Raw genomic sequence first — 23,801 nt, 5'->3', positions numbered from 1 at the left:
ATTACACATCACCTCTTAAAATGTAGCCAGCTCCCCGAATTGTGCGGATAAGCCGCTTGCCGCCATCCTGCTCCGTTTTTTGTCGCAGCATGGCAATATATACTTCCAGCACATTGGATTCCCCGCTATAGTCATAGCCCCAAATTTTATCCATGATCAGATCACGCGACAGCACGCGTTTCGGGTTTTGCATAAACAAATGGAGCAATTCAAATTCTTTGGCCGTCAGTTCCAAGCGTTTGCCACCACGCACCACTTCACGCGATTCATTATCCAGTTGCAAATCCTCAAACGTAAGCCGATTTCCATCATTGTCCTGCTGTTCAGTTTTACGCCGCAAAAGTGCTCGCACGCGTGCCAGCAGTTCCTCCAGAGCAAATGGCTTGACGAGATAATCATCAGCCCCCAGATCCAGCCCCTTTACCCGGTTCTCGACCTCATCCTTGGCTGTAAGCATTAGGATAGGTACCGTGCTTCCTCCCTCACGCATACGACGGCATACCTCAAAACCATCTACCTGCGGCATCATGACATCCAGCACGACCAAATCAGGCTCAGATGTCAGCATTTTATTCAATCCTTCTGCTCCGTTGGCGGCTGTCAGCACTTCATATCCTTCAAAAGCCAGCCCTCTGCGCAGCATGGATACAATTTTTTCATCATCATCAATGATCAGAATAGTAGAACGCATACACGATCAAACTCCTTTGTCTCTTCTTCTTTTCCCTCTATTGTAGCAGGAGTAGGCGCGTGTAGCATCTTGCCACTGCATACAGCAAGAAACGGAAGGGTCTTCCTTCCGTTTCTTGCGTTCGTATTCACTTTTTAAGTTATGCTCTTACTGTTGAAGCGTAGAGCTAAAGTCATTTTTATTGCCTACTTTCAGCTGAATATCTTTTTTCTGTCCAGCTCGTTCGATGTTAAGTGTAAGAGCTGTGCCTACTTTTTGTTTTTGGATGAATTGAATTAGCTCTTGTGACGTGCTATAAGGCGTGCCATTGGCTCCGATAATGACATCATAAGGACGCAGATCGGCCTGATAAGCTGGTGATTTGTATATAATATCCCGAACAACCGAGCCTTCGGTGAGAGTTGTACCCAATTCTTTGGCTACTTCAGGACTCAAGTTCAACAGACTTGCACCAATGAAAGGTACAGGTTCTTTTGGAATAGGCTGGTTATTTTTCAGCTTATCAACAACTTCCAAAATCGTATTGGACGGAATCGCAAACCCGATTCCCTGTGCGTCTGCGCTAACAGCTACGTTCATACCGATAACCTGCCCTTGCAGATTCAGCAATGGTCCGCCAGAGTTACCAGGATTAATGGAGGCATCCGTCTGAATGAGGTGCTTGTATTGCGTCGGTTTTCCGGTTGATTCACTATTAATGGTGATAGTGCGCTCTTTTGCACTCAGCACCCCGGCTGTTACCGAATGCTCAAAACCTTCTGGGTTACCGATGGCAACCATCCACTCGCCGACTTTAGCGTTATCAGAGTCTCCCAAAGTTACGGTTGGAAAGTTATTTTTGCCGTCAATTTTAAGAACTGCCAAATCAAGATCTGCATTTTTGCCCAAGACTTTGGCTTCGTAAGGCTTATTGGTTCCCTCTACTGTAACCTGTACTACATTCGCGCCTTCCACAACATGGTTGTTGGTCAGAACGTAACCCGATTTATCAAAAATAAAACCGGAACCAATACCTAGCGGAGTCAGCTGTCCACTGTTGCTGCCTTCGTTTTCGTTACTATTGCCGCTACTGCCACTATCGCCATACTGATTTCCGAAAAAGTATTGATACAGCGGGTCATTGTAATAAGGACTGCTTTGTCTTCCTCCGTTGCTACTAGATTGCTTGGCCAACGTTTCGATTTTGACGACTGCCGGACCAGCCTTGGCCACCACAGACTGAACATCAGCCGTACCTGAAGGCATCACAGCCGGAACTGCGCTTGGAGCCGAGTTATTGGTTCCTGAATTCGTCGTTTCTCCGCTTTCTGCTGCTGCCGAAGTCAACGCTGTCTCCGGTGTAAACATATTGGTTCGATCAGCTGTATACATCAATACCGTAATGACCAGCATTCCGGCTAAAAAAGATAAAAAGATCGTTTTTACCTGCGACTTGGGCTTATTCTGTTTAAATTGCCAGTTGCCGCTATTCCGACCTGAACCATCCTGTTGCTCAGGCGTAGCACGTTGATAAGAAGAAGGAAGAGGTCTCACTGCCTGCGGTGGCGTAATCTCAACGTCCTCCACCGACTGCCCTTCCCTGCGTTGTCCGTCCGACTGCACTGAGGAAAAAGAGCCATAGGAATAGTAATATGAGGACCCATTTGAATCGTTTTGCCGAGTTGCTTTATCCGTATCAACCTGATCGTTGTCGTTCCGGCGCCCGGAATTATTATTTTTAAATTCGTCCATTGTATATCTCCTCCCAAACCCTATGCTTCAAGGTGGTGTTGTTTAACTGACTTTATTTTGCACTTTAAACCTTAATTCCACCTTAAAAAAAATTAAAAAGGAGATAAAACCTTAGACCTATAGTTTTTAGCTCATTTTTACGCAACGCGAAATGCCCCGGAAATAAATCCGGAGCATTTGGCGTTGCGTATGCTTTTTTATTTTGTGTTAAAGTTCTCGTCGAACTTTTCGTTCGGTGTTTGTGCATTGCTTTGAATTTTGCTGCGACTGGAATTTTGAACTTTTTGTGCTACTGCACTTGTACCGCCTTGATCTGTGGCAAATTCTTCGTCATACTTCTCATTTGGTGTTTGGAAGTTGTCTTGAATTTTATTTTGTTCAGACTGCTGCACCTTTTGAGAAACAACGCCTACCGTATCGTCTTGTGCAAATTCCGCTTTGAACTGATTTCCTGCGTTGGCCTTAAAGCCTTTGCTCGTGAAAGAACTTCCGCCTTGATTTGGCATATTCCTCAGCCTCCCATAGTATGTTTTGCGGGAAAAGCTCATCCCGAAACATAGTATGTGAAGTCAGGAAAGACAATATTCAAGGATTATATGGAAGCATCCAGCGTCCCGGGCGGAATAGTCTTATGCGTTTCTATTGCCTTTTGCAATGACTGTATCATTTTTTCCGTACACTTTCCGTTTCCTTTTTTTATAATTTGAACATCCACATCTTTCTTGCCCCATTCAGAATACACCTGCCGGGTTGTTTTAAAATACAAGTCAATTTTATTGCCCTTGATCGCTGAACCTGTATCTGCCACAATCCCGTAGCCGTAACCTGGAATGTACAAAATGCTGCCCAAAGGGAACATCTTCGGATCAGCCGCAATCGTGGACAGTGTATTTTTGTCACGACGCACTTTTACACCGGAATACGTAATGCCGTAACCGGGATGATTTGGTCGTTTGCCGGTGGATTCATAGCCTGCTGTATATCCTGTTGCCGTGACCGTCATGGTCGTAATAACCTGCTCTTCGCGTGGAGCTAAAACAGGTGTGGACTGCCATTTCTTATGCTGGACCGGTTCTTTGTGACCGTAAGCCGCCTCATTGCTGGGCAATACCATACAGATTGCGATGAATATGGTTCCCAAAACCCGTTTCCATACCAACATGGATTTCATAAAAAACCTCCCCTTGAGGCAAAGGCTTTCCAGAAATCCATTGGTTTATACGGAGTGTTGATTATTTTTGAACATCCTGACCCGGATAAAGTCTACTCAGCTTCACTTTGTCTTCAAAAATATGCAGCAGCGTTCGCACAATAGGGGTGTGCTCATCGTCTGTGTGCAATATAATGGAAGCAGGAGATATCGAAATAAGGGTACTGACGATTCGATCCTCGACCTCCATCTCCAGCTCAATGCCTGGCATTTCCACAATGATGTCATCTGCATCAGGAGTCGGTATGGGCACCATGGCACTATCAAGGATGGTAAAATCATGCCCGCCTTGGTGAAGTACATGCACGAGAGGAACTTTGCTCTCCTGAAAAAACACAAAATATTTAAGTAGCCCCATAAATTCTTCATATTGCCGATCTGCCCAGAACTCTTCCATGGCATAGTCAACGATTTCTTCAAGCTCTTTTTTATACGCATGCAGTCTGAATTGAATCAGCCCTTCCAAATTCGTCACACGAAGCTCCTTAAAATTCTGTTCTAGAAGAGTGGTCAGCTTACCATGACGTTTTAAACGCCCTCGGAGACTATCATCATTCAACAGCGAGCGAATCATACTGCGAATTTGTTCAACATCCTCTTTCTCCAGCAACGAACAGGTTTTGGCGAGAATAAGATTGAGTATCCCCCACTCCCTAACTTCGATAATATAATCCGCTATCGCCGAAGCCATGATGCTGTATACACAGGGAAGAAAGCTCTCAAACGCCGGATTGCTTTCAGTTCCCTTGCAGGTCCATGCCACTTTGTTGTCCAGTTGTCTGAAAGTGAATCGAAATCCGCGCCGTGACATATGTAGTCCCTTGGTTCTACTTTTGACCACTTCGTAAAAACGGTCGGTTTCCTGATCTCCGTTTGTATTGGTCCACACTGTAAACAGTTCCATTGGCTCACTCCTTTCGATCACTGCTTTCAGTATATGGCGGCCTCTAAAGGGTTATACGAAGTGAACGACTGGAAACAGAAAGACAATATACAAAAGAGGCTGATCAGGTTTCGAAAAGACGCTAAACGTGTTATAAACAATTACTGCGATTAGGTGAAGAACGGAGGATGTTTGAATAATTAGGTTGAGGTATGTTAAGGTTATAGTGATATGAATTTTTCACAAGAGGGAGGGATAAGATGTCAACGATGCTGAATATGCTACGTACATTGATGATTGTTATATTGAGCCTTGTTCAGATTTTGTCCCTTCCTGTGACGTTTCACGCAGAAGACACCACTCAATCCCTTCAGTTTACTTCGGGATCTTCTCTTATGCTTCATGCTGAGGTTAGCTCGTTAGAAGCGGACTCTCACGGTCTTGAGCATCATTCCAAACCAGCGGTACGCAAATCCTCCCCGTTACTGCATATGGTGATTGCTGCGACCAAATCCCTTCCCTTTGTCATTTTGATAGCGTTTGTGCTGCTATTGAGCATGCCTAAGCTACGCCTGCCTTTTATTCCTATTATCTGTAAGCTAAAAAAGCAATTGTTCTTGCTCCCCATTAAATTCACCTCTAGTTATGTGGCTTAACCTCCCTTATGCATGCATCACCACATTTGCATGTCTCTTTGCTAATTTTTCCATTCATTTAATGTGCATAATTTAATTTTCCATTTTTTATTTAAATTTAATGTGTTCTAATTTTTCTTGTCACTTCCAAAGTATGTGATTTATTTCCCATATCGTTCATTTAAATAAACGTATTATACAGGAGGCTTTATACATGGATATTCGAGAGTCTATTTTGCCAGGAATCGGAATTAAATATCGAATAGATGCGGAGAGTGGCGATCGAATTGTCATTATTATTCATGATGATGGCAGACGAGAGCTATATCACTTCGATAATGAGGATCTGGAACAAAGCATTTCGATGACAACCCTGAATGATCAGGAAGCACGATTGGTAGCCTCCATCATCGGTGGTATGACTTATAAGCCCAAGCAGCTTGAAAGTGTAGAAATGACATTCGACGATTTTATTATCGAATGGTACAGAGTGGAATCCCACTATGCAAGTGTTGGCAAATCTATAGGGGAACTGGATATAAGGCAAAATTCGGGTGCCACGGTTATTGCGATTGTGGAGAAAAAGGGGAAAAAGTATGTAAATCCCGGACCTGAGGTGGTCATTAGCGATGATGCCACTATAGTTGTTGTCGGAGAACGTGATCAGCAAAAACGCTTTAAACAAATCCTTATGAACGGAAGCGGGTGATTGGATGGATCATCTGGTATTTGAGGTTGGATTGGCTATTGCTCTAATCGCTGCAGCCGGGCTGATATCCTCCAAACTGCGCTTCTCGGTCATCCCTTTTTATATTCTGATCGGAATGGCCGTTGGACCGCATGCGATGGAGCTATGGCATTTTGATTTTCGGTTTATCGAAAGCGCTCCTTTTATTGATTTTATGGGCAGAATCGGAGTGCTGTTCCTTCTCTTCTACTTAGGGCTGGAGTTCTCAGTAGGCCGGTTGATTAAATCAGGTCGTTCCATTGTCGTAGGCGGTACTATTTATATTGGCATCAACTTCACACTGGGGCTGGCTCTGGGCTTTCTGAGTGGCTTTCCCGTAGCAGAAACACTGGTTATTGCCGGCATTACAACAATATCATCCAGTGCGATTGCAGCCAAGGTGCTAGTCGATCTCAAGCGTACCGCCAATGCTGAAACGGAAATGATTTTAGGTATTATTATGTTCGAGGATGTTTTCCTCGCCGTCTACATCTCCATCCTCTCCGGATTGGTTCTTAGCGACTCTTCCTCGCTCGGAGGTGTACTGCTATCGGCACTCATTGCGCTTGGCTTTATGCTTGCTGTTATTATTATCGGTCGGAAGGCCGTCCCTCTGTTAAATCGGATTCTCCGTATCCGCTCCAATGAGGTATTCGGACTTGTTGTTTTTGGCTCTCTGTTTTTGGTAGCTGGTTTCTCAGAAACGATTCATGTAGCGGAAGCTATAGGAGCCTTGTTGGTCGGTCTGGTACTGGCCGAAACGGAACACGCCAAACGGATTGAGCATTTAATTGTTCCTTTCCGCGATTTCTTCGGCGCCCTCTTCTTCTTTAGCTTCGGATTGTCCATTGATCCAATGTCCCTGGGGGGAAATGCCATATGGCTTGCATTAGCAGCCGTCCTTCTCACCCTATTCGGTAATATTTGGGCAGGTATGCTGGCCGGGCGTACGGCCTCCCTATCTCCCAAAGCATCCGCAAATATCGGTTTGACTATTGTGGCGCGAGGCGAATTTTCGATCATTATGGCCAACTTGGGTAAAGAAGGCGGCCTGCTTGATATTGTTCAACCCTTTGCAGCCATTTATGTACTCATACTGGCGATACTTGGACCGCTTCTGACAAAACAGTCAAAGCCTATTTTTAATATATTAAACAAAATATTTAGATTCAAGGACTCTCGCGTACGAAAGGAAGAAAGCAAATCGGCGTAACTGTAAAAGCTGGATACGACAATCCATAGGAGGGAAGGCTATGCCGCACGCTGTAAAACATGCCGAATCTCTATGAGGCGGCTTGCGAGGCCAGCTTCAGGAGCTGCGAGCAGGTTCCCTGTCTTTTATACGGTGATTGGCGGAATTACGGCATCCGTCGGTCTGGAATTGTTTTTACATCCGCACGATATGATCGCTGGAGGCATCACCGGAATCTCCAGACTCATGTCGCTATATACGCAAGAGCATTTTGGGTTACTGCTATTCGTTTTGAACTTGCCACTAATGCTGCTGTATTCTCTGTCAACCCACAAGCCCATGCTGCTTCGTGCACTCCCTGGTTTGTTTGCCTTTTCAGGCTCAGCCATCATTCTCTCGCCTTTTCCGGCAGTGAGCGGTCATCCGGTCGTATGCGCTTTGGGAGGTGGAATCTGTATTGGACTTGGCGCAGGACTGACAGCTCGTCACGGCGGGCTGCTTGATTCACTAGCACTCAGTGAATCTGAAGATGGACGCCCCTCCACATTGATGCTAACCCGTCGGAAAATTCCGTTGATACAGATTGTAATGTTGTGTAATGGGCTGCTGCTCATTACGGCTGGCTTTGTGCTAGGTTGGGAGCCAGCACTCTATTCTGCCTTATCCTGCCTCGCAGCCTATGAAACGACCCGGCTGATGTTCACGGGTCTGAGGCGCATGGTCTGTGTTGTCAGCAATAAACAGCAAGCTGTCGAAGATGCCATATATTGCAGGCTGCGTTTACACAGCACCCCTATTAGAGGCTCTACCCAGATAGAGAGCAAGATGAGCGAATCAGATACAAACGAACAAATGGCCATCGTTTATAGCGTTCATCTTCTGGATTTGCAGCGCTTTAAGGTGGCAATCCACATGGCAGACCCACAGGCTGAAATCATGCATATGAAGCGATGGGAAATGTAGCAAATCCAAATATATTATCGTAATAGGCTATTGCTCCATTGTCATGCGGATTGGCAATATGATAAAATATAGCTAATATGAAGACACTAAAAAAGAGTAAAGATGTTGTAGCATCTCTACTCTTTAGCAACAGCCGCTTATAAGGGCGGTGGCTGTACCCAAATTTGTCCATCGAAATAGACCGTTTACCTTTGGAGAGGGCGGTCTATTTCTTTTTGTTGAAGGAAATAATCAAGATCACCAACGTTGCAAATTGAATCATCAACATCAGTGTATCTTTAACCTCCACAGGCATCACCTCCTTTGCAGGAGACTAGCCGACCGCCCATCTAAGCCATTCTGTTGTTAAGGAATATTATACCATAATGACATATGAAATGAATGTAACGAAAGGTGATTTCTTTTGTATTGAATAGCCTTTTTCTTCCTCGTATCTCTCTACAAGACAAAAAGAACGCCTGTCGTCATTAATCCATCCATAGAATTAATGACGACAGGCGTTGTAGTTATTGCGCCTAATAACAAGGCTAATACTTCACTATGTGTCGCACATATCCCAAGTTTTAATTTTGCATAATAAAATCATGTTCAATACTGCTAGCACTGTCAAAAGTACGAATAATATCATAGCGGGTATTGCGCTGTGCCGGAATGTGTCCCGTCTCACGAATCAACTGTAAAATGGATTCAATGTTAACCTTGTACGTTGCGCCTGCAGCAGATACTACGTTCTCCTCAATCATGGTGCTGCCAAAATCGTCGCAACCGTAGTACAGCGATTTTTTACCGATTTCGGGTCCCATGGTTACCCACGAAGACTGAATATGCTTGATATTATCCAAAACAAGGCGACTAATCGCTACAGTCTTTAAATACTCCTCAGGCGTCTGGCGTTCCTTCTTCAGATTGGTGTTGTCTGGTTGGAAGGTCCAAGGAATAAAGGCCAAAAATCCTTCAGAGTTATATTTGTTTTCAATGCATTCGTCCTGAGCATCACGGACACGCAACAAATGCAGCGCACGCTCCTCCATCAATTCGCCAAAGCCGATAACCATCGTAGCTGTCGTGTTCATCCCAACCTTGTGAGCTGTTTGCATAACATCCATCCAATCACGCCAGGAGCCTTTGAGACGGCTGATTTTGCGGCGTGTGCGGTCATCCAAAATTTCTCCGCCTCCGCCCGGCAGTGAATCCAATCCTGCTTCATGAATTGCCCGGATCGTATCTTCCATGGATAGACCGGATTTTTCCTTCATTTTGTGAATCTCAGCTGGTGAGAAGGAGTGCATCGTGATATCGGGAAAACGTTCCTTAATAGCTTTCAGCAGATCGGTATAATAGCTGAACGGCAGATTTGGATTTACACCGCCTTGCATCAGGATTTCGGTGCCACCTACATCCTGCGTTTCCTTAATTTTTTGGAAAATTACCTCATCTGGCAAAACATAACCTTCATCGGAACCCGGTCTACGGTAAAAAGCGCAAAAGCGGCAGTATACGTCACACACGTTCGTATAGTTAATATTTCGTCCAATGACGAAAGTTTTAATGGGATCAGGATGCATGCGATTCATGACTTTATTGGCCGCATGGCCTATTTTTTCAACCTCGTCTGATTCGAACAAAGCAACAGTATCCTCTAAATTCAAGCGTTCGCCGCGTAGGGCTTTATCTAAAATATGGTCGATTACACTCATGGTGTATCCTCCTTCGCTGTCACAGGGCGACGAAATGAAAGACAGGACTTATGAACGAGAATGCTTTCACAAACCTGCGTTCGAACCCTGCCGTAATGTATGTTCATGACTAGCCTTGTATGTTGTCTGTGCTATTTAGCATAGTAAAACCTAATGATAATACTAACATATCTTTAGATAAGGAACCATACTTAGACTGAAAAGTGCCTTTTTTCACACTGTCTTCATGTCATTCATATAGAAAACAGCAAGTCTCCTGAATTCGGAAACCTGCTGCTAAGGCTGTTCATATTTACTTCCCTCATAAACATGCCAACATGCTGCGGATGTGCTAACGTTCTAGCGCAGCGCCTCATCCAGATCACTAATCAGGTCATCAATGTCCTCCAGACCTACGGAGAAACGAAGTAGACCGTCCGTAATCCCGCGCTCCAATCGTACACTTTGCGGCATAGCCGCATGTGACATCATTGCTGGGTACGACAAGATACTTTCCACTGCTCCCAGACTCACCGCTACAATGGGAATACGCACACGACTGAGCACCTCTTTTGCACGCTCACCAGAACCCACATCAAATGATATCACTGCACCATAACCACTGGATTGGCTCTCATGCACTGCACGCCCTGGATGGTTCTCCAAACCTGGGTAGTATACCGCTTCAATATCATTGCGCTCATTCAGCCAGTGTGCGAGCTTAGCCGCACTTTTTTCGCTATGAGCCATCCGCGCCTCCAGTGTCTTCATCCCACGCATGAGCAACCAGGACTCTTGCGGAGCCAGCACGGTACCCAATCCATTCTGCAACTGCTTGATTTGTCTCCCCAACGATTCAGTACGAGCTACCGCAAGTCCTGCCAGTACGTCACTGTGTCCACCCAAAAACTTGGTCGCACTGTGCAATACAATATCGACTCCCTGCTCAATTGGACGTTGATAATAAGGTGTCATAAAAGTATTATCCAATAATGTCAACAGCCCATTATCCCTTGCCCAAGCGGTTATTCCAGCTACATCAGTAATCTTGAGTGTCGGATTAGACGGGGTTTCCATATACACAGCCCTCGTATTTTCCTGCAACGCCTCTTTCACAAGATTGAGGTCTGTCATATCGACAAAGGTCGTTTCGATATTCATCCGTTTCAAGATGGAGGTCAGCAGACGATAGGTTCCTCCATACACGTCCTCCGAAACAATGACATGATCACCAGCGGATAAGAGCATAAATGTAGTGGAGATAGCAGCCATACCACTGGCAAAGGCAAAACCGCAAGCCCCGCCTTCTAATAATGCGATATAATCTTCTAAAGCTTGTCGTGTCGGATTACCTGAACGGCTGTAATCATGCTGTGGAGGATTAAAAATATCGTGATGGTGAAAGGTTGAAGCTTGGTATATCGGGACGCTCGATGCCCCCGTAACACTGTCAATTTCAGAGCCAAAATGCAGCAGCTTGGTTGCGAATTTCCGTTCTTTGCCCAAATCTACTTCGATTCCCCTCGCATCCTCTATCATTGCTGCTCCTCTCCTTCTACTTCTTGACGTGCCGCTTCCAGTGCCGAACGCAAGTCTTCAATCAGGTCATCTGTGTGCTCGATACCCACCGAGAAGCGTAGCAACCTGTCATCTACCCCGACTGCGTCCCGAATTTCTGCCGGTATGTCCGCGTGTGTCTGCACAGCGGGATAGGTCATTAGCGACTCCACACCGCCCAGACTTTCGGCAAACGCAATAAGCTTAATATGACGGAGCAAAGGCTCCACATAACGAGCATCCTTTACTTTAAAAGAGAAAATCCCAGTGTTTCCGCTGGATTGTTTGTTTTGTATCTCACGACCCGGATGACCCTCAAGCGCCGGGTAAAATACTTCTGCTACTGCCGGGTGCGTCAGTAAATAATTAGACAGCACCGTTGCATTATGCTCATGTCGATCCATACGCAGCGCCAACGTCTTCATCCCCTTCATCAACTGATAGCAATCGCTTGGGGAAAGCACGGCTCCTATGGAATTGTGCAGAAAGGAAATTTCAGCTGACAACTCTTTTCCTTTGGTTACAATCAGCCCGGCCAGCACATCGTTATGCCCACCCAAATATTTGGTTGCGCTATGTACCACAATATCCGCACCCAGCTCCAATGGCCGCTGGAAATATGGTGTTAGCAGCGTATTATCTACAATTGTAAGCAACTCATGCTGCGATGCCCATACGGCCACCGCTTGAATATCAGTAATCATCATTAACGGGTTTGTAGGGGTTTCTATGAATACAGCTTTGGTATTCGGTCGACATGACTGTTGGAGTGCTTCAAGATCGTTGGTATCCACATAGCTTGCGGTCACACCAAATTTAGATAAAATACGCTCCAGCAAACGATAGGTTCCACCATAAAGATCCAGCGATACAATGAGGTGATCTCCCTGCCCAAACAATGCAAATACCGTTTGCAGCGCTGCCATACCTGAACTGCAAGCAAAGCCTGCATCACCAGATTCAAGGGCAGCAGCAGCCTCTTCAAGTACCTTTCGCGTCGGATTAATCGTCCGAATATAATCAAACCCAGTGCTTTGACCCAGACGGGGATGGCGGAACGCCGTAGATTGGTAAATCGGGTAATTAACAGCCCCGGTTACTGGCTCCTCGATGGAACCGATTTGAGCCAATCTGCTTTCGATTTTCCACTGTTTCTCACTCATAAGAATCCTCCTGTTCACTTCCATAGTGGGTGCTATAACATATGCTGTAAAAATGGATGTCCGAGACTGTATTGCTGCGCTACTGCAAGGTGGTACTGTATGAGGGTAAACGATAAGCCCATTTTTTAAATCTGAGGTCCGATATCGTAAGGTGTTTCTTGGTATACATAATAATTAAGCCAATTTGAAAATAATAAATTGGCATGAGCCCGCCAGATAGAAGGCGGTATGCGCCCAGGATCATCATTAGGAAAATAATTTTTGGGGACATCAACATTCAGTCCTTTGGCCACATCGCGGTCGTATTCCCATTTCAGCGAAAGTGGATCATATTCAGAATGCCCTGTTACAAAAATTTGTTTACCATCAAGCGTGGCTACCAGATACACTCCAGCTTCCTCGGATTCGGATAAAACCTCTAATTCGGCAATAGGATCAATATCTTCCCGCCGAACCTCTGTATGCCGAGAGTGGGGAGCAAAAAACAGTTCATCAAAGCCGCGTAGCAGTTTCACTTTTGGTTTAATAACGGTGTGTGGAAATACTCCAAAGCATTTGGTGTCGAGCCCGTATTTCGGAACATTGAAATGATGGTATAAGCCTGCCTGTGAGGCCCAACAGATATGCATGGTCGAAGTTACATTGGTTTTCGTCCACTCAAAAATTTGCCGAATCTCTTCCCAGTAGGTCACATCCTCAAACTCAAGTTGTTCTACCGGAGCTCCTGTAATAATCATGCCGTCAAAACGACTGTTCTTGATTTCATCAAACGTTTTATAGAACATGTTCAAATATTCTTGCGATGTATTTTTAGATACATGAGACTTCATATGCACTAACGTGACATCCACTTGTAACGGCGTATTGCCGACCAGACGTAACAGTTGAGTTTCTGTTGTCTCCTTTGTAGGCATTAAATTCAAAATGGCGATACGCAATGGACGAATATCTTGATGATAAGCTAGGCTTTCATCCATTACGAAAATATTTTCGCCCTCCAGTACTTCCTTTGCAGGCAGCGTATCTGGAATCTTAATCGGCATGTAAACTCACTCCTTGTTCGGTAAGTTGTGCGAAAATCGTCTGGTAGAGATGCCGCCATATAAGAAAAAGACCTTTCTCGGTTAGAGAAAGGTCATATTTGTATCCATATGCGCCTCTCTCATCTGTCAGGGCTACGCTTTTTGTATAAAGCGCGAGTCCTGCAAGAATTAGCACCGTGCGATTAAAATCGCCGGTTGCCGGGTATCATCGGGCTAGTCCCTCCACCTGCTCTTGATAAGATTTCGCTATATTCATTTTAGGTTCACAAAGTTCTTGTTGTTCACTTTAATGCATCGGCTGGGCTTCGTCAAGATAGGTTTATAAATTTGTGCCCTGCATTCACATTTTGTCTACCTTTTCCATAGGTTAAACCATATCCCTCTGTCGCAGAAGCTCTTATGATTGCTGTTGATTTAGCCCATGATTTTGCGCTTGAAAGGCCGTAGGCCGAGCGTTATACTATACAAGTGCTACTAGGCAAAATTATGGTGCAGCCGTGTAGTTGAGAGTGTTTTCTGCACTACTGTGGCAACCTAAAAAAGAACATTGGTGAGGTGAATCCGGAATGGAAGGCGACCCGAGTCCGAATAGGCGGCGATCCCTGAACAACAGCATAGGAATGACTTCAGCTTGCCGAAAGACGGGACGCCAGGCTCTGCATGCTCCAAAAGCCTTCAGCTTTTGATGTTTTGCACGCTTACCCGTACCGGCTAACTGGCTAACTGAGTCCATTCCTTATGCTTAGGTAAACGTATTTCCGTTACGACGGAGCATAAGGAGTGACGTATATGAAAATCCGTTTGGTTAATAACGGGGTTTTTACCCCTGTCGAAGAAATTGAAATGGCGCTCACTGCACCGGCAGAAGGCTTTTATTGGATTGATGCCGATGTCGAGGATCTGACAGTACTTCAGCCTTTATTTTCCATGCATGATCTTGCAGTAGAAGACTGTTTGAGTGAAGAAGAACAGCGCCCAAAGATCGAAATTTATGAAAGCCATTATTTTATCGTTGTAAACAGTATTCGGTTTGATGATGAGGAAATATTTTTACGTGCTTTGAACATTTTTCTCGGCCGCCATTTTATCATTACGGTGACCAAGCAGAAAATCAATGAGCTTCGTACTCTTAAGCCGATGCTATGGGAGCAGGAAGTCAGCCAGCCTGACCGTTTCATGTATCTATTGATCGACTTGATCGTTGACAACTATTTTCTGGTTGGTGACCGGATTGAGGTTCGCATTGAAAAGCTCGAAGAAGACATTCTAATGCATACAAAAAAGTCGCATTTGAACGAAATCATAGGCTTGCGCAGTGAGATTCTATGGCTAAAAAAAGTGCTTGGCCCGCAAAAGGAAGTCATCAATACCCTGAACAAACGGGATTTGCGACTTATCGACGATCAATTACAAAAATATTTTAGCGACATTTATGAAAATGCTGTGAAAATTTCGGAGACTTTCGAAACTTATCGCGACTTGATGGGGAACCTTCGAGAAGCTTATCAATCAAGTATTGCCAACCGTGCTAATGAAATCATGCGAGTGTTTACGGCTATTACAACCGTATTTATGCCGTTGACGGTCATTACCGGAATATATGGGATGAACTTTGATAATATGCCTGAGCTTCATACACGTTATGGTTATTTTGTCGTCATCGGGATTATGGTGGCACTAGGTGTCAGTATGTTCTGTATTTTCCGCAAGAAGGACTGGGTTTGAATTATTTCGATTTTCAAGCTTGGTCATCAAAAGCAGCAGCCGTTTCCTGTGAGGAATTCGCTGCTGCTTTTTGCTTTGTTGGACCTATTTGTACTTTATGCCACTTCCATGCGTCTCTACATTATCCAACATGTCGGTCAGGTACCTCCTGATGGCGGAACCGTATACGGACTAATCGCAATCGCTCATAAATTTGATCCAGTCCTGCTTCCGTTGCTTTTTCTTCTCCATATACTTTTAACATAATAGGCTTGAGCAGCGTATCTCCCAACTCTGCATAAGCAGACCAGATGGCTGCTTGCTCCTCCTCAGATACATGTGCCAATTCCTTGCAGATCAGCTTCTCCATATCCATTCCATCCCTATCCAAATGCTCCACAGCTTCTATCATTTCTCGACGGTGCAGGCCTGTCTTCATTCCGATATGCTCTAGTGAAAGACCATCCGAAATGCCTTCCATAATCGCTCTAGTCAAGCTAAATTTATTCAGTTCCTGCCTGTACTGATTCTCTTTCTGCTTGTACAGCCATGACAAAAAAACTTCTTCCTCCAGTGTCTCTGTTACCCAGTTCAGCGGAAATGGCGTGGTCCGATCATTTTGTTTCGTAATAGCCAATAGCTCCGTCCCATATTGCGATACCTTACCCTGACCCACACCAGGCAATTCTAACAATTCTTCTTCGGTATGAGGAAGATAGACGCTGATGAGTCGAAGTAGCCGATTCGTAGCGATAAAATAAGGTGCTTTTCGCTCAGTTGCTGCCTTTTGTCGTCTCCACAATGTCAATTGTTCATACACCTCATCACGCGGATACAAATCACTATAGCAATAGAGCTTTTGTAGCGTTTGTCCACGTCCTGATGATCCTTCTTGCTCATGAAAAATGCCATGAATTAGAGGCCTATAGCCCTCAGCCATCTTGAGCGCCAATTCATGACGGTATACATGCAGTAGTTCCTGCCACAGACTACCTTCATACCATAGATCGTCTATACTTGCATCCGGCACATGGTGGGTGCTCCAGCCTGCACTCCATTTCCCTTCATGCTGCCCAATCCATACCTGTGCAAAGTCCTCGCAGCCTTCTTCATTCTGTTTGGACAAGCGGTTTAAAAATACAATTTCCATCATTTTTCCTCCCTCATATGGTTGAAATACTGACCCGCACAATACAAAACGCAAAAAAGCACCTCTCCTGCGTATTTGCAAGAAAGGTGCTTCCCTCTTTGATCCGTACTATGCTGTTGCCTATATGATAACCGGACCTTGGAGTACCGTCAACTATAAATTCTAAGAATTGAGCTTTTCCTTTGCCAAAGCCAAAGCACCGCACAAACCAGCATTGTCACCCAATCCCGGAGATACGATATATTGCTCAATATCTGTAGTCAGACTCGGATGCTGTACGTATCCGTTCAAGAGTTCTTGAAGCTTGGTACGAATGAGTGGGAACAATTGATTCTGCTTCATGACTCCGCCGCCCATAATAATTTTTTGCGGTGACAGGATGAGTACATAGCTCATTAAAGCCTGTGCCAGATAATGCGCCTCCATTTCCCATGCCGGGTGATCAACAGAAAGCTCATTCCCTTTAACCTTCCATCTTTTTTCGAGTGCCGGTCCCGCTGCCAGTCCTTCCAGACAATCCCCATGATATGGGCATGTACCCTCGTAAGTATCTTCTGGATGGCGACGTACCAAAATATGTCCCATTTCCGGATGGGATAATCCATGTACAAGCTTTCCGCCAACCAAAGCGCCCGCTCCGATGCCTGTACCTATTGTAATATACAGACAGTTGTCCAATCCTTTAGCTGCACCCCAAATGGACTCACCCAATGCTGCTCCATTCACATCTGTGTCAAACCCCATAGGTACATCAAAATGTTCCTTCAGTTTGCCAATCAGATTGTAATTTCCCCAATGCGGCTTTGGTGTTGTTGTAATATAACCATATGTATCACTGCCTTCGATAGGATCAATTGGTCCGAATGAGCCTATACCCAGCGCTTCAATCCCTTTGCCTTCAAAAAATGCGATGACATTCTCCATAGTTTCTGCTGGAGTAGTTGTTGGAAAGCTTGCTCTTTCCAAGACCTCCCCACGTTCATTTCCGATTCCACATACGAATTTAGTGCCGCCTGCCTCAATTGCTCCCAATACTGTCATAGCTGCTGTAATCCCCTCTCCATGATCTCTCTTCACTATATTCACCCGAAACTCGCTTAAGGTCAATCCCCTGATCACAATTGTATAAAATCCTTCACATGGTTATATATCTAAGCTGAGATAGTTGCATAGAAATAAGGACACTAACGCCCTAGCGTCAGTATCCCTGTATAACTTATTCTGCCAGAAAGGCGCAGCCCAAGCCTAACAGCTTCATTAAGATCCGGTAGCGACACCCATCAACGTACACAAGCTTTTCATTTCAAGCTGCTCAAACTTATCGACAATTTGCACGTGATCCAGCGTCAGCAGACAGCTGTCCAATGCACACGCCACAGGCACATCACAGTGAATTTCAGCAAGCTTGCGTGAAAGATGCAGCATATCCAAATCACTCTCGATCTTTTTGCGCACCGACGGTGTCAATTGATCCAGATTTTCCAGAATGCCTTCAATGGAGTCGTATTCCTGCACCAGCTTGAGGGCCGTTTTTTCACCGATTCCGCGTACTCCCGGGTAATTGTCACTTGCATCACCCATCAAGCCTTTAATGTCTACCACTTGGCGCGGCTTAAGTCCTTTTTCTGACAGTAGCGTCTCCGGGGTATATACCATATAATTGCCATGGCCTTTTTTCATAATAATGACTCGTGTTCGCTCATCTACCAATTGAAGCAAATCATGATCTCCTGAGAGAATCATGACATCCATGTCTTCATTTTGCGAATAATGACGTGCAAGCGTACCGATACAATCGTCTGCTTCAAAGCCTTCTGCTCCAATGTTGGGAATACCAAGGCTGTCCGTCACTTCACGGATCAAAGTAAATTGAGGAATTAAATCATCTGGCGCGTCAGCTCGGTTGCCCTTATACGCAGCAAAATGTTCCCCACGGAATGTTGTACCGCCCATATCCCAGCAGCAAATGACATGTGTAGGATTAAAGGTTTGGACTGCATCCCAAAAATATCGAATAAAACCATATATGGCGTTCGTTGGTACTCCAGCTTTTGTACGACGGATATAACCGTTTGCAGCGGTAGCATAATAAGCACGAAAAAGCAGAGCCATGCCGTCAACCAGCATTACGGATTGTTCATTGCGTTGTGTCACAGATTGTATTGCTCCATTCATCATAATATTTAACCCCCACAGTATAACATATTGTGGGGGCAAATTGGGCTTTACCGAGCCCCCCATGTCCCCTCAAATGTTTCCTCTTTGAATCCTACTGTTACTTTACTCCCGTCGGTTACAATTGGACGTTTGATCAATCTTCCATTCGAGGATAAAAGCGAAATTTGCTCTTCACGGCTCATATTTCCAAGCTTATCTTTCAGCTTTAACTCTTTGTACACTTCACCGCTTGTATTGAAAAACTTTTTCAGCTCCAATCCGCTTTTATGAATCAAGTCCTCCAATTCCTCCGGGCCAGGAGGTTGTTCAAAAATAGGAATCAGTTCCGTCTCATGACCCTTATTGTGCAGCCATTTCACTGCATTACGGCAGGTGCTGCATTTAGAATACTGGTATACTTTCAGTTGGCTCATCGCTAGATTAACCTCCATTTGGTTTCAATCTTTAGTTGAATAATTTATTCTGGATGATATTGAGCCCTTAATAGCTCTTGCATTCCGATCATATCATCCGGCAAAGGAGCGCAAAACGTCATCCGCTCCCCAGTCACAGGATGTACCAACGACAATTCTGAAGCATGTAGAGCTTGTCGAGGCATCCTGGCATCAAGCTGATCATATCGCTCCCGTTGCACAACGTCATCAGGTGTCATCCGATACATTTTATCACCGATCAACGGGCAACCGATATATGTCATGTGCACCCGAATTTGGTGCGTACGCCCGGATTCCAGCTTTAGAGCAATGCGGCTTCCTTCGTTCCACACTTCCTCCAGCTTGTATAGCGTTAGGGCAGGATAACCATCCGGAGTCACCATACGCAAATGCGGATTAGCCGGGTTGCGGTCAATCGGTCCGTCCACCCTGCCTTCCTGCTGCTCAGGGCGCCCATGCACCAAAGCCGTATAGCGCTTGTCCACCGTTCCTGCAATCATCTGTTCGGAAATATGCTGGTGGACATACGGATTTTTCGCTACAACCAACACGCCCGTCGTCTCCTGATCCAGACGATGAACAGGACGAAACCGAAACAGCTCTCCCTTGGTCTGCCAATAATGCACAACTCCGTTCGCCAGCGTCCCTGTATAATGACCGTGAGTCGGATGGACAATCATACCCGCCGCCTTGTTCACTACTAACAGATGTTCATCCTCAAACAAAATCTCAAAAGGAATGAGTTCGGGTAAAATATCATCGGAACGCTCGCGCTCCATGCGAATCTCTATTCGATCGCCGGACTTCACCTTTACGCTGATATACACACGTACCCCATTCAGCATAATACCCTGTTCAGTTAGCTTGAGCTTGGATATGAGCTTGCGAGAAATGTTCATACGTTTTTGGAGAATGGTCTTCAACAGCATCCCCTCCTCTTCAGGAGGGACCATATATACGATAGGTTCATAATACAAGCTCATCACAAATTCCCGATTGCCTCCTTATTTGCGGAACACTTTTTTGCTGCGCACATATTCGACATCGGGCACACCCTGACGCACATTCGCTGTGCGGGCCACAACAAAGAAATAATCGGACAGGCGGTTCAAATACCGACGTACCGCAGGATTAATATCTGTGTGTTTACCTAGTGTAACAGCACGGCGTTCCGCGCGTCGGCAAACCGTACGGCAAACATGGAGTGTCGAAGATAATGTGCTGCCACCCGGTATAATAAAACGCTCTACCTTCGGATTTTCCTCTTGACATGCATCGATCCAGCCTTCAAGCCGCTCTGCAAGCTCATCTTTGACCTTATATTTGCTTTCATTGATTTTAACAAATGCCAAATCCGAACCACAATCAAACAGTTCCTGCTGTATTTCTTCCAATTGGATTCGAATATCTGCAAACTTTTCCCCTTCGGCAAAGCTGATTGCTTGTCCTACAAAGCTGTTCAGCTCGTCAATGGTACCGTACGCCTCCACACGGTCGTCATCTTTGGACACTCGACCGCCGATCACAGAAGTTTGTCCTTCATCACCTGTTCTGGTATAAATCCCCATACTATTTCATCCCCTTTATCATTCCGTGAGTGCTTTCAGCACCTTGATGGCTTCTTCCTTATTGCTTGTGCGTGGCGGTACGGTAGCAAATAATGTGTTTGAGTTATATTTTAGATCCTTAAACATCTTCATCTGCTCCACCGGAATTCCGAACAAATGAGTTTCCTTGATTACATCCGTTCCTTCTTCCCCTTGCTCTTTCTTCTTAAATACACCGCCCTCGAACACACCCCGGGCATACGTCTTCTTGTCAAAGGCATCATCTAACGGTAGATTCGAGCCGTTCTGACCATACAACTTCATATCCTCTTCTGGCAAAAGAAACAAATCATGCTCGCCAGCCGCATATTCTACGACGAGCTTCTGCTGGTTATACAGTGGGCTGACTGAAATTTCGATCGTCGGAGCCTGTTCGCCCAGCTTATCCTTAAGCTTTTGTGCCAACTCGTCACGAATGACTGAAGCATCCCCTTTATCCATTATAAATATGGAGAAGCTGTCCTTGTCCCTTCCCCCACATCCAGCCAATAGTACAAGTGCTATGATTCCGATGATCCATGGCGATAGCCTTTTTAGCCCTGCTCTCATATGTACGCCCCCTCTTCCATGCCATTAATATATCATAAGTTGTGAACGCAAAAAAAGAAGGCCCTGCGGCCTTCTTCGTAGCTATGGTGACTTCACACAGTTACACTCTGCATTCCGTACCGTACAGCTTCATGTATTCATTGATTTTCAAATCAAGCTTGCAACTGATCTCGATGACCAGATCAGAGGTGAAGGACTGCTCTTCCTGAAACGTCCGCATCATCTCATTGCGCAGGAACAAAATTTCATCTTCCAGGGAAATGTCGTATCCTATTAAACTCGGCGACTTATATCCAGCATATGACATGAGCACTCCTCCTGTAATTGAAAAATTGAACTTCCTGCTTCCGATTTCAAATTATAGCATAGAAATTTAGAAATAAAAGACTATTTTCTATGAATTACCCATAAAAAAATAATTTTAACCTTCTTTTCTTACTTTTTCTACAAAATGACCGATTCGATCCAAAGCTTCTGTAAGCTGAGCGACAGAAGTCGCATATGAGCAACGAAGATAACCTTCGCCTCCCAAACCGAACACATTGCCTGGTACAGCTGCAACCTTGGCCTCTGTCAACAAACGCTGTGCAAATTCATCGGAGCTGAGTCCTGTGCTTTGAATACTAGGGAAAACGTAGAAAGCTCCTCTTGGCTCGTGACATTCCAGCCCGATCTCTCTGAATCCCTCAACCATCAGACGGCGACGCTGATTATAGGCTTCTACCATACGGTCTTTCTCACCCATACCATTTCGCAAGCCTTCCAGTGCTGCAACTTGCCCCATAGAGGGCGCACACATAACGGTGTACTGATGGATTTTGAGCATAGCTGCAATCAAATCAGGATGACCACATGTATATCCAATACGCCAGCCGGTCATAGCGAAGGCTTTGGAAAAACCACTGACGAGAATTGTACGATCCATCATACCCGGTACCGAAGCAAAGCTGACATGCTTATCGCCATAATTCAATTCAGCATAGATTTCATCAGAGATGACGATCAAGTCATGCTTCTCCACGATTTCCGCAATCGGAAGCCAGTCTTCATAAGTCATCGTAGCGCCGGTCGGGTTGCTCGGATAGCATAAGATCAGCACCTTGGATTTAGGCGTAATTTTGGCCTCCAGCGCCTCAGCCGTCAGTTTAAATTCATCCTTGGCAAACGTTTCAATGCCGACCGGAATCCCGCCTCCAATCGAAGTGATTGGGGAATAGGAAATGTAGCATGGCTCGGGCACGAGGATTTCGTCACCGGGTACAATTAATGCGCGCAGCGCAAGATCAATCGCCTCGCTCCCCCCAACGGTCACAATAATCTCATTTTTGGGATCATAGCGGACGTCAAATTGTTCATTCAGATAATCACTAATCGCTTCACGCAATTCTGGCGTTCCCGCATTAGAGGTATAGCTGGTGAAGCCTCGCTCCAATGAATAGACACACGCTTCCCGCATATGCCAAGGGGTTGTAAAATCCGGTTCGCCTACCCCCAAGGTAATGATATCCTTGTTGCCACCTACCAGGTCAAAAAACTTACGGATACCCGAGGATGGAATTTCGCGCACCAACGGGGATAAATAAGAGCTCATGGCTTTGTTGCTGTCGGTAAATGCTTCTGTTTTGAGATTCATCATGATCTTCCTTTACGGCGAAATCATCAGACGATTATCTTCCTGATGGTCCTCAAAGATAATTCCGTCCTGCTTGTATTTTTTAAGCGTAAAATTAGTTTTGGTAGACAAAACCGAGTCAATAGGCGATAGCTTCTCCGACACAAAATTAGCGACCTCTCGGAGATTGCGGCCTTCCACCTCTACCAGCAAATCATATGCTCCAGACATGAGATAAACCGATTTAACTTGCGGGTACAAATAAATTCGTTCTGCAATCCCTTCAAATCCTCTTCCACGCTCTGGTGTAATCTGCACTTCGATCAAAGCGGTAACCTTTTCGTCGTCGACTTTGTCCCAATTGACTACAGCGGCGTATTTGACGATCACGTGTTGATCTTCAAGTTCTTTAATTGAGGTGCGTACATCTTGCTCGTCTACTCCCAGCATAGTCGCCAATAGAGTCGGTGTTCTTCTTGCATCTTCTTTTAACAATTCCAGCACTTTTAATTTCAATTCATTCAGCTCTGTCATTCTACATAAGGCCTCCATCGAAAGAGATTACTATACATCATACAATACGCACTTTAAACCTGCAAAGAAAAACCGCCCGCCCCGGTAAACCCGGCAGACGGACGGCTGTTATGGGAAATTGCTTCAAGAACGAGATATCCCGTTTACATATAATAAGGGTTGCTTTGGTGAGCAGACTGACCTTGCTGATGCATAGGCTGACCATATACTCCGTTGGATGACGATTTCTGCTGAATGAACTGTTGGCATTCTTGTTGAGTTTTGCGAGCTTCTTGAATCTGTTTGTCCAAATCGACACGCAACGCCTTAGACGAAGTGGAGTACATATTGTTTTGACTCATCAGACGATACAGATCACCTTGCAGACGCAACGTGTCATTCGTAAGATCGGTGAACATTTGACGTACAGAAGGACAATTGGATTCTGTTGTCGCTGTTGTGTACTCGCGCACTGTACGTTTCATATCAGCAAGAATGGTATAGAGCAAATCTTCTTCGGGCATAAATGACATATTGTTTTGTGAATACATTCTGTTCAAACCTCCTTTATTGGTAAATGCAA

Annotated in this window: 27 protein-coding genes and 1 riboswitch; of the genes, 5 read left to right on the top strand and 22 right to left on the bottom strand. The window is 45.1% G+C overall.

What is annotated here, in order from left to right; translation table 11 throughout:
- Position 1: 1 nt before the first annotated feature.
- The 5 genes from ABEW32_RS19035 to ABEW32_RS19015 form a co-directional block, all read right to left on the bottom strand.
- Positions 2 to 691, bottom strand: a complete 690-nt coding sequence (locus ABEW32_RS19035) for a response regulator transcription factor (protein ID WP_430190653.1) — start codon at positions 689 to 691, stop codon at positions 2 to 4.
- A 147-nt stretch (positions 692 to 838) separates the two neighbouring features.
- Complete coding sequence (locus ABEW32_RS19030; RefSeq protein ID WP_430190650.1) at positions 839 to 2,422, bottom strand: S1C family serine protease; 1,584 nt, start codon at positions 2,420 to 2,422, stop codon at positions 839 to 841.
- Positions 2,423 to 2,619: 197 nt separating this feature from the next.
- Positions 2,620 to 2,928: a hypothetical protein gene (locus ABEW32_RS19025; protein ID WP_430190647.1), complete on the bottom strand. Its 309-nt coding sequence runs from the start codon at positions 2,926 to 2,928 to the stop codon at positions 2,620 to 2,622.
- 86 nt (positions 2,929 to 3,014) lie between these two features.
- The gene (locus tag ABEW32_RS19020; protein WP_430190644.1) at positions 3,015 to 3,593 is read right to left on the bottom strand and encodes a 3D domain-containing protein; all 579 of its coding nucleotides are present in this window, start codon (positions 3,591 to 3,593) and stop codon (positions 3,015 to 3,017) included.
- 61 nt (positions 3,594 to 3,654) lie between these two features.
- Complete coding sequence (locus ABEW32_RS19015) at positions 3,655 to 4,536, bottom strand: putative sporulation protein YtxC (protein WP_430190642.1); 882 nt, start codon at positions 4,534 to 4,536, stop codon at positions 3,655 to 3,657.
- A 239-nt stretch (positions 4,537 to 4,775) separates the two neighbouring features.
- Here ABEW32_RS19015 and ABEW32_RS19010 point away from each other — a divergent pair, with 239 nt between their 5' ends.
- The 4 genes from ABEW32_RS19010 to ABEW32_RS18995 all read left to right on the top strand — a co-directional run bounded on the left by ABEW32_RS19010 (position 4,776) and on the right by ABEW32_RS18995 (position 8,032).
- Positions 4,776 to 5,171, top strand: coding sequence for a hypothetical protein (locus tag ABEW32_RS19010; RefSeq protein ID WP_430190641.1), 396 nt, complete (start codon positions 4,776 to 4,778; stop codon positions 5,169 to 5,171).
- Between the two features lie 193 nt (positions 5,172 to 5,364).
- Positions 5,365 to 5,859 (top strand): cation:proton antiporter regulatory subunit, encoded by a 495-nt coding sequence (locus ABEW32_RS19005; RefSeq protein ID WP_430190638.1) that lies wholly within the window; start codon positions 5,365 to 5,367, stop codon positions 5,857 to 5,859.
- Positions 5,860 to 5,863: 4 nt separating this feature from the next.
- Complete coding sequence (locus ABEW32_RS19000; protein ID WP_430190635.1) at positions 5,864 to 7,090, top strand: cation:proton antiporter; 1,227 nt, start codon at positions 5,864 to 5,866, stop codon at positions 7,088 to 7,090.
- Positions 7,091 to 7,162: 72 nt separating this feature from the next.
- A complete protein-coding gene (locus tag ABEW32_RS18995) occupies positions 7,163 to 8,032 on the top strand; it encodes a YitT family protein (RefSeq protein ID WP_430190632.1) in 870 nt (289 codons plus the stop codon).
- 205 nt (positions 8,033 to 8,237) lie between these two features.
- On the opposite strand, the gene ABEW32_RS18990 is transcribed toward ABEW32_RS18995, so the two are convergent.
- The 6 genes from ABEW32_RS18990 to ABEW32_RS18965 all read right to left on the bottom strand — a co-directional run bounded on the left by ABEW32_RS18990 (position 8,238) and on the right by ABEW32_RS18965 (position 14,204).
- Positions 8,238 to 8,327 (bottom strand): putative holin-like toxin, encoded by a 90-nt coding sequence (locus tag ABEW32_RS18990; protein ID WP_007429455.1) that lies wholly within the window; start codon positions 8,325 to 8,327, stop codon positions 8,238 to 8,240.
- Between the two features lie 268 nt (positions 8,328 to 8,595).
- Positions 8,596 to 9,729, bottom strand: coding sequence for a cyclic dehypoxanthinyl futalosine synthase (gene mqnC / locus ABEW32_RS18985; protein ID WP_149035913.1), 1,134 nt, complete (start codon positions 9,727 to 9,729; stop codon positions 8,596 to 8,598).
- A 339-nt stretch (positions 9,730 to 10,068) separates the two neighbouring features.
- Positions 10,069 to 11,247, bottom strand: coding sequence for an aminotransferase class I/II-fold pyridoxal phosphate-dependent enzyme (locus tag ABEW32_RS18980; RefSeq protein ID WP_430190629.1), 1,179 nt, complete (start codon positions 11,245 to 11,247; stop codon positions 10,069 to 10,071).
- Positions 11,244 to 12,428 (bottom strand): PLP-dependent transferase, encoded by a 1,185-nt coding sequence (locus ABEW32_RS18975; protein ID WP_430190627.1) that lies wholly within the window; start codon positions 12,426 to 12,428, stop codon positions 11,244 to 11,246. The genes ABEW32_RS18980 and ABEW32_RS18975 overlap by 4 nt, the downstream gene beginning before the upstream one ends.
- Positions 12,429 to 12,553: 125 nt before the next feature.
- Entirely contained in the window at positions 12,554 to 13,471 is a 918-nt protein-coding gene (gene metA / locus ABEW32_RS18970) for a homoserine O-acetyltransferase MetA (protein WP_430190624.1), read from the bottom strand.
- 116 nt (positions 13,472 to 13,587) lie between these two features.
- Positions 13,588 to 13,713: riboswitch (SAM riboswitch) on the bottom strand.
- Positions 13,714 to 13,955: 242 nt separating this feature from the next.
- Positions 13,956 to 14,204 carry a hypothetical protein gene (locus tag ABEW32_RS18965; RefSeq protein WP_430190622.1) on the bottom strand — a complete coding sequence of 83 codons (249 nt, stop codon included), beginning with the start codon at positions 14,202 to 14,204 and terminating at the stop codon, positions 13,956 to 13,958.
- Positions 14,205 to 14,260: 56 nt separating this feature from the next.
- On the opposite strand from ABEW32_RS18965, the gene corA reads away from it, so the two are divergent.
- Complete coding sequence (corA, locus tag ABEW32_RS18960; RefSeq protein WP_430190620.1) at positions 14,261 to 15,196, top strand: magnesium/cobalt transporter CorA; 936 nt, start codon at positions 14,261 to 14,263, stop codon at positions 15,194 to 15,196.
- Between the two features lie 121 nt (positions 15,197 to 15,317).
- Here the strand turns inward: corA and ABEW32_RS18955 are convergent, their stop codons facing one another.
- From ABEW32_RS18955 to ABEW32_RS18905, 11 genes are all read right to left on the bottom strand, one after another.
- Positions 15,318 to 16,325: an HRDC domain-containing protein gene (locus ABEW32_RS18955; RefSeq protein ID WP_430190618.1), complete on the bottom strand. Its 1,008-nt coding sequence runs from the start codon at positions 16,323 to 16,325 to the stop codon at positions 15,318 to 15,320.
- A 162-nt stretch (positions 16,326 to 16,487) separates the two neighbouring features.
- Positions 16,488 to 17,366 carry an ROK family protein gene (locus ABEW32_RS18950; RefSeq protein ID WP_430191982.1) on the bottom strand — a complete coding sequence of 293 codons (879 nt, stop codon included), beginning with the start codon at positions 17,364 to 17,366 and terminating at the stop codon, positions 16,488 to 16,490.
- A gap of 216 nt (positions 17,367 to 17,582) precedes the next feature.
- Positions 17,583 to 18,479, bottom strand: a complete 897-nt coding sequence (locus ABEW32_RS18945; RefSeq protein WP_430191981.1) for a 5'-3' exonuclease — start codon at positions 18,477 to 18,479, stop codon at positions 17,583 to 17,585.
- Between the two features lie 71 nt (positions 18,480 to 18,550).
- Entirely contained in the window at positions 18,551 to 18,916 is a 366-nt protein-coding gene (locus ABEW32_RS18940; RefSeq protein ID WP_430190616.1) for an arsenate reductase family protein, read from the bottom strand.
- Positions 18,917 to 18,960: 44 nt separating this feature from the next.
- A complete protein-coding gene (locus tag ABEW32_RS18935; protein WP_430191979.1) occupies positions 18,961 to 19,920 on the bottom strand; it encodes an RluA family pseudouridine synthase in 960 nt (319 codons plus the stop codon).
- A 21-nt stretch (positions 19,921 to 19,941) separates the two neighbouring features.
- Entirely contained in the window at positions 19,942 to 20,505 is a 564-nt protein-coding gene (locus ABEW32_RS18930) for a cob(I)yrinic acid a,c-diamide adenosyltransferase (RefSeq protein ID WP_044788303.1), read from the bottom strand.
- Positions 20,506 to 20,523: 18 nt separating this feature from the next.
- A complete protein-coding gene (locus tag ABEW32_RS18925) occupies positions 20,524 to 21,093 on the bottom strand; it encodes a hypothetical protein (RefSeq protein WP_044788304.1) in 570 nt (189 codons plus the stop codon).
- A gap of 100 nt (positions 21,094 to 21,193) precedes the next feature.
- Positions 21,194 to 21,400 (bottom strand): aspartyl-phosphate phosphatase Spo0E family protein, encoded by a 207-nt coding sequence (locus tag ABEW32_RS18920; protein ID WP_430190613.1) that lies wholly within the window; start codon positions 21,398 to 21,400, stop codon positions 21,194 to 21,196.
- A gap of 114 nt (positions 21,401 to 21,514) precedes the next feature.
- Entirely contained in the window at positions 21,515 to 22,726 is a 1,212-nt protein-coding gene (locus tag ABEW32_RS18915; RefSeq protein WP_430191977.1) for an aminotransferase class I/II-fold pyridoxal phosphate-dependent enzyme, read from the bottom strand.
- Between the two features lie 12 nt (positions 22,727 to 22,738).
- Positions 22,739 to 23,239: an Lrp/AsnC family transcriptional regulator gene (locus ABEW32_RS18910; protein WP_013370105.1), complete on the bottom strand. Its 501-nt coding sequence runs from the start codon at positions 23,237 to 23,239 to the stop codon at positions 22,739 to 22,741.
- A 143-nt stretch (positions 23,240 to 23,382) separates the two neighbouring features.
- A complete protein-coding gene (locus ABEW32_RS18905) occupies positions 23,383 to 23,769 on the bottom strand; it encodes a spore coat protein (RefSeq protein WP_430190611.1) in 387 nt (128 codons plus the stop codon).
- Positions 23,770 to 23,801: the final 32 nt, after the last annotated feature.

The organism is Paenibacillus jamilae, from assembly GCF_050482105.1.
GTDB lineage: Bacteria > Bacillota > Bacilli > Paenibacillales > Paenibacillaceae > Paenibacillus > Paenibacillus jamilae_B.
This window is presented reverse-complemented; position numbering and strand designations above follow the sequence as displayed.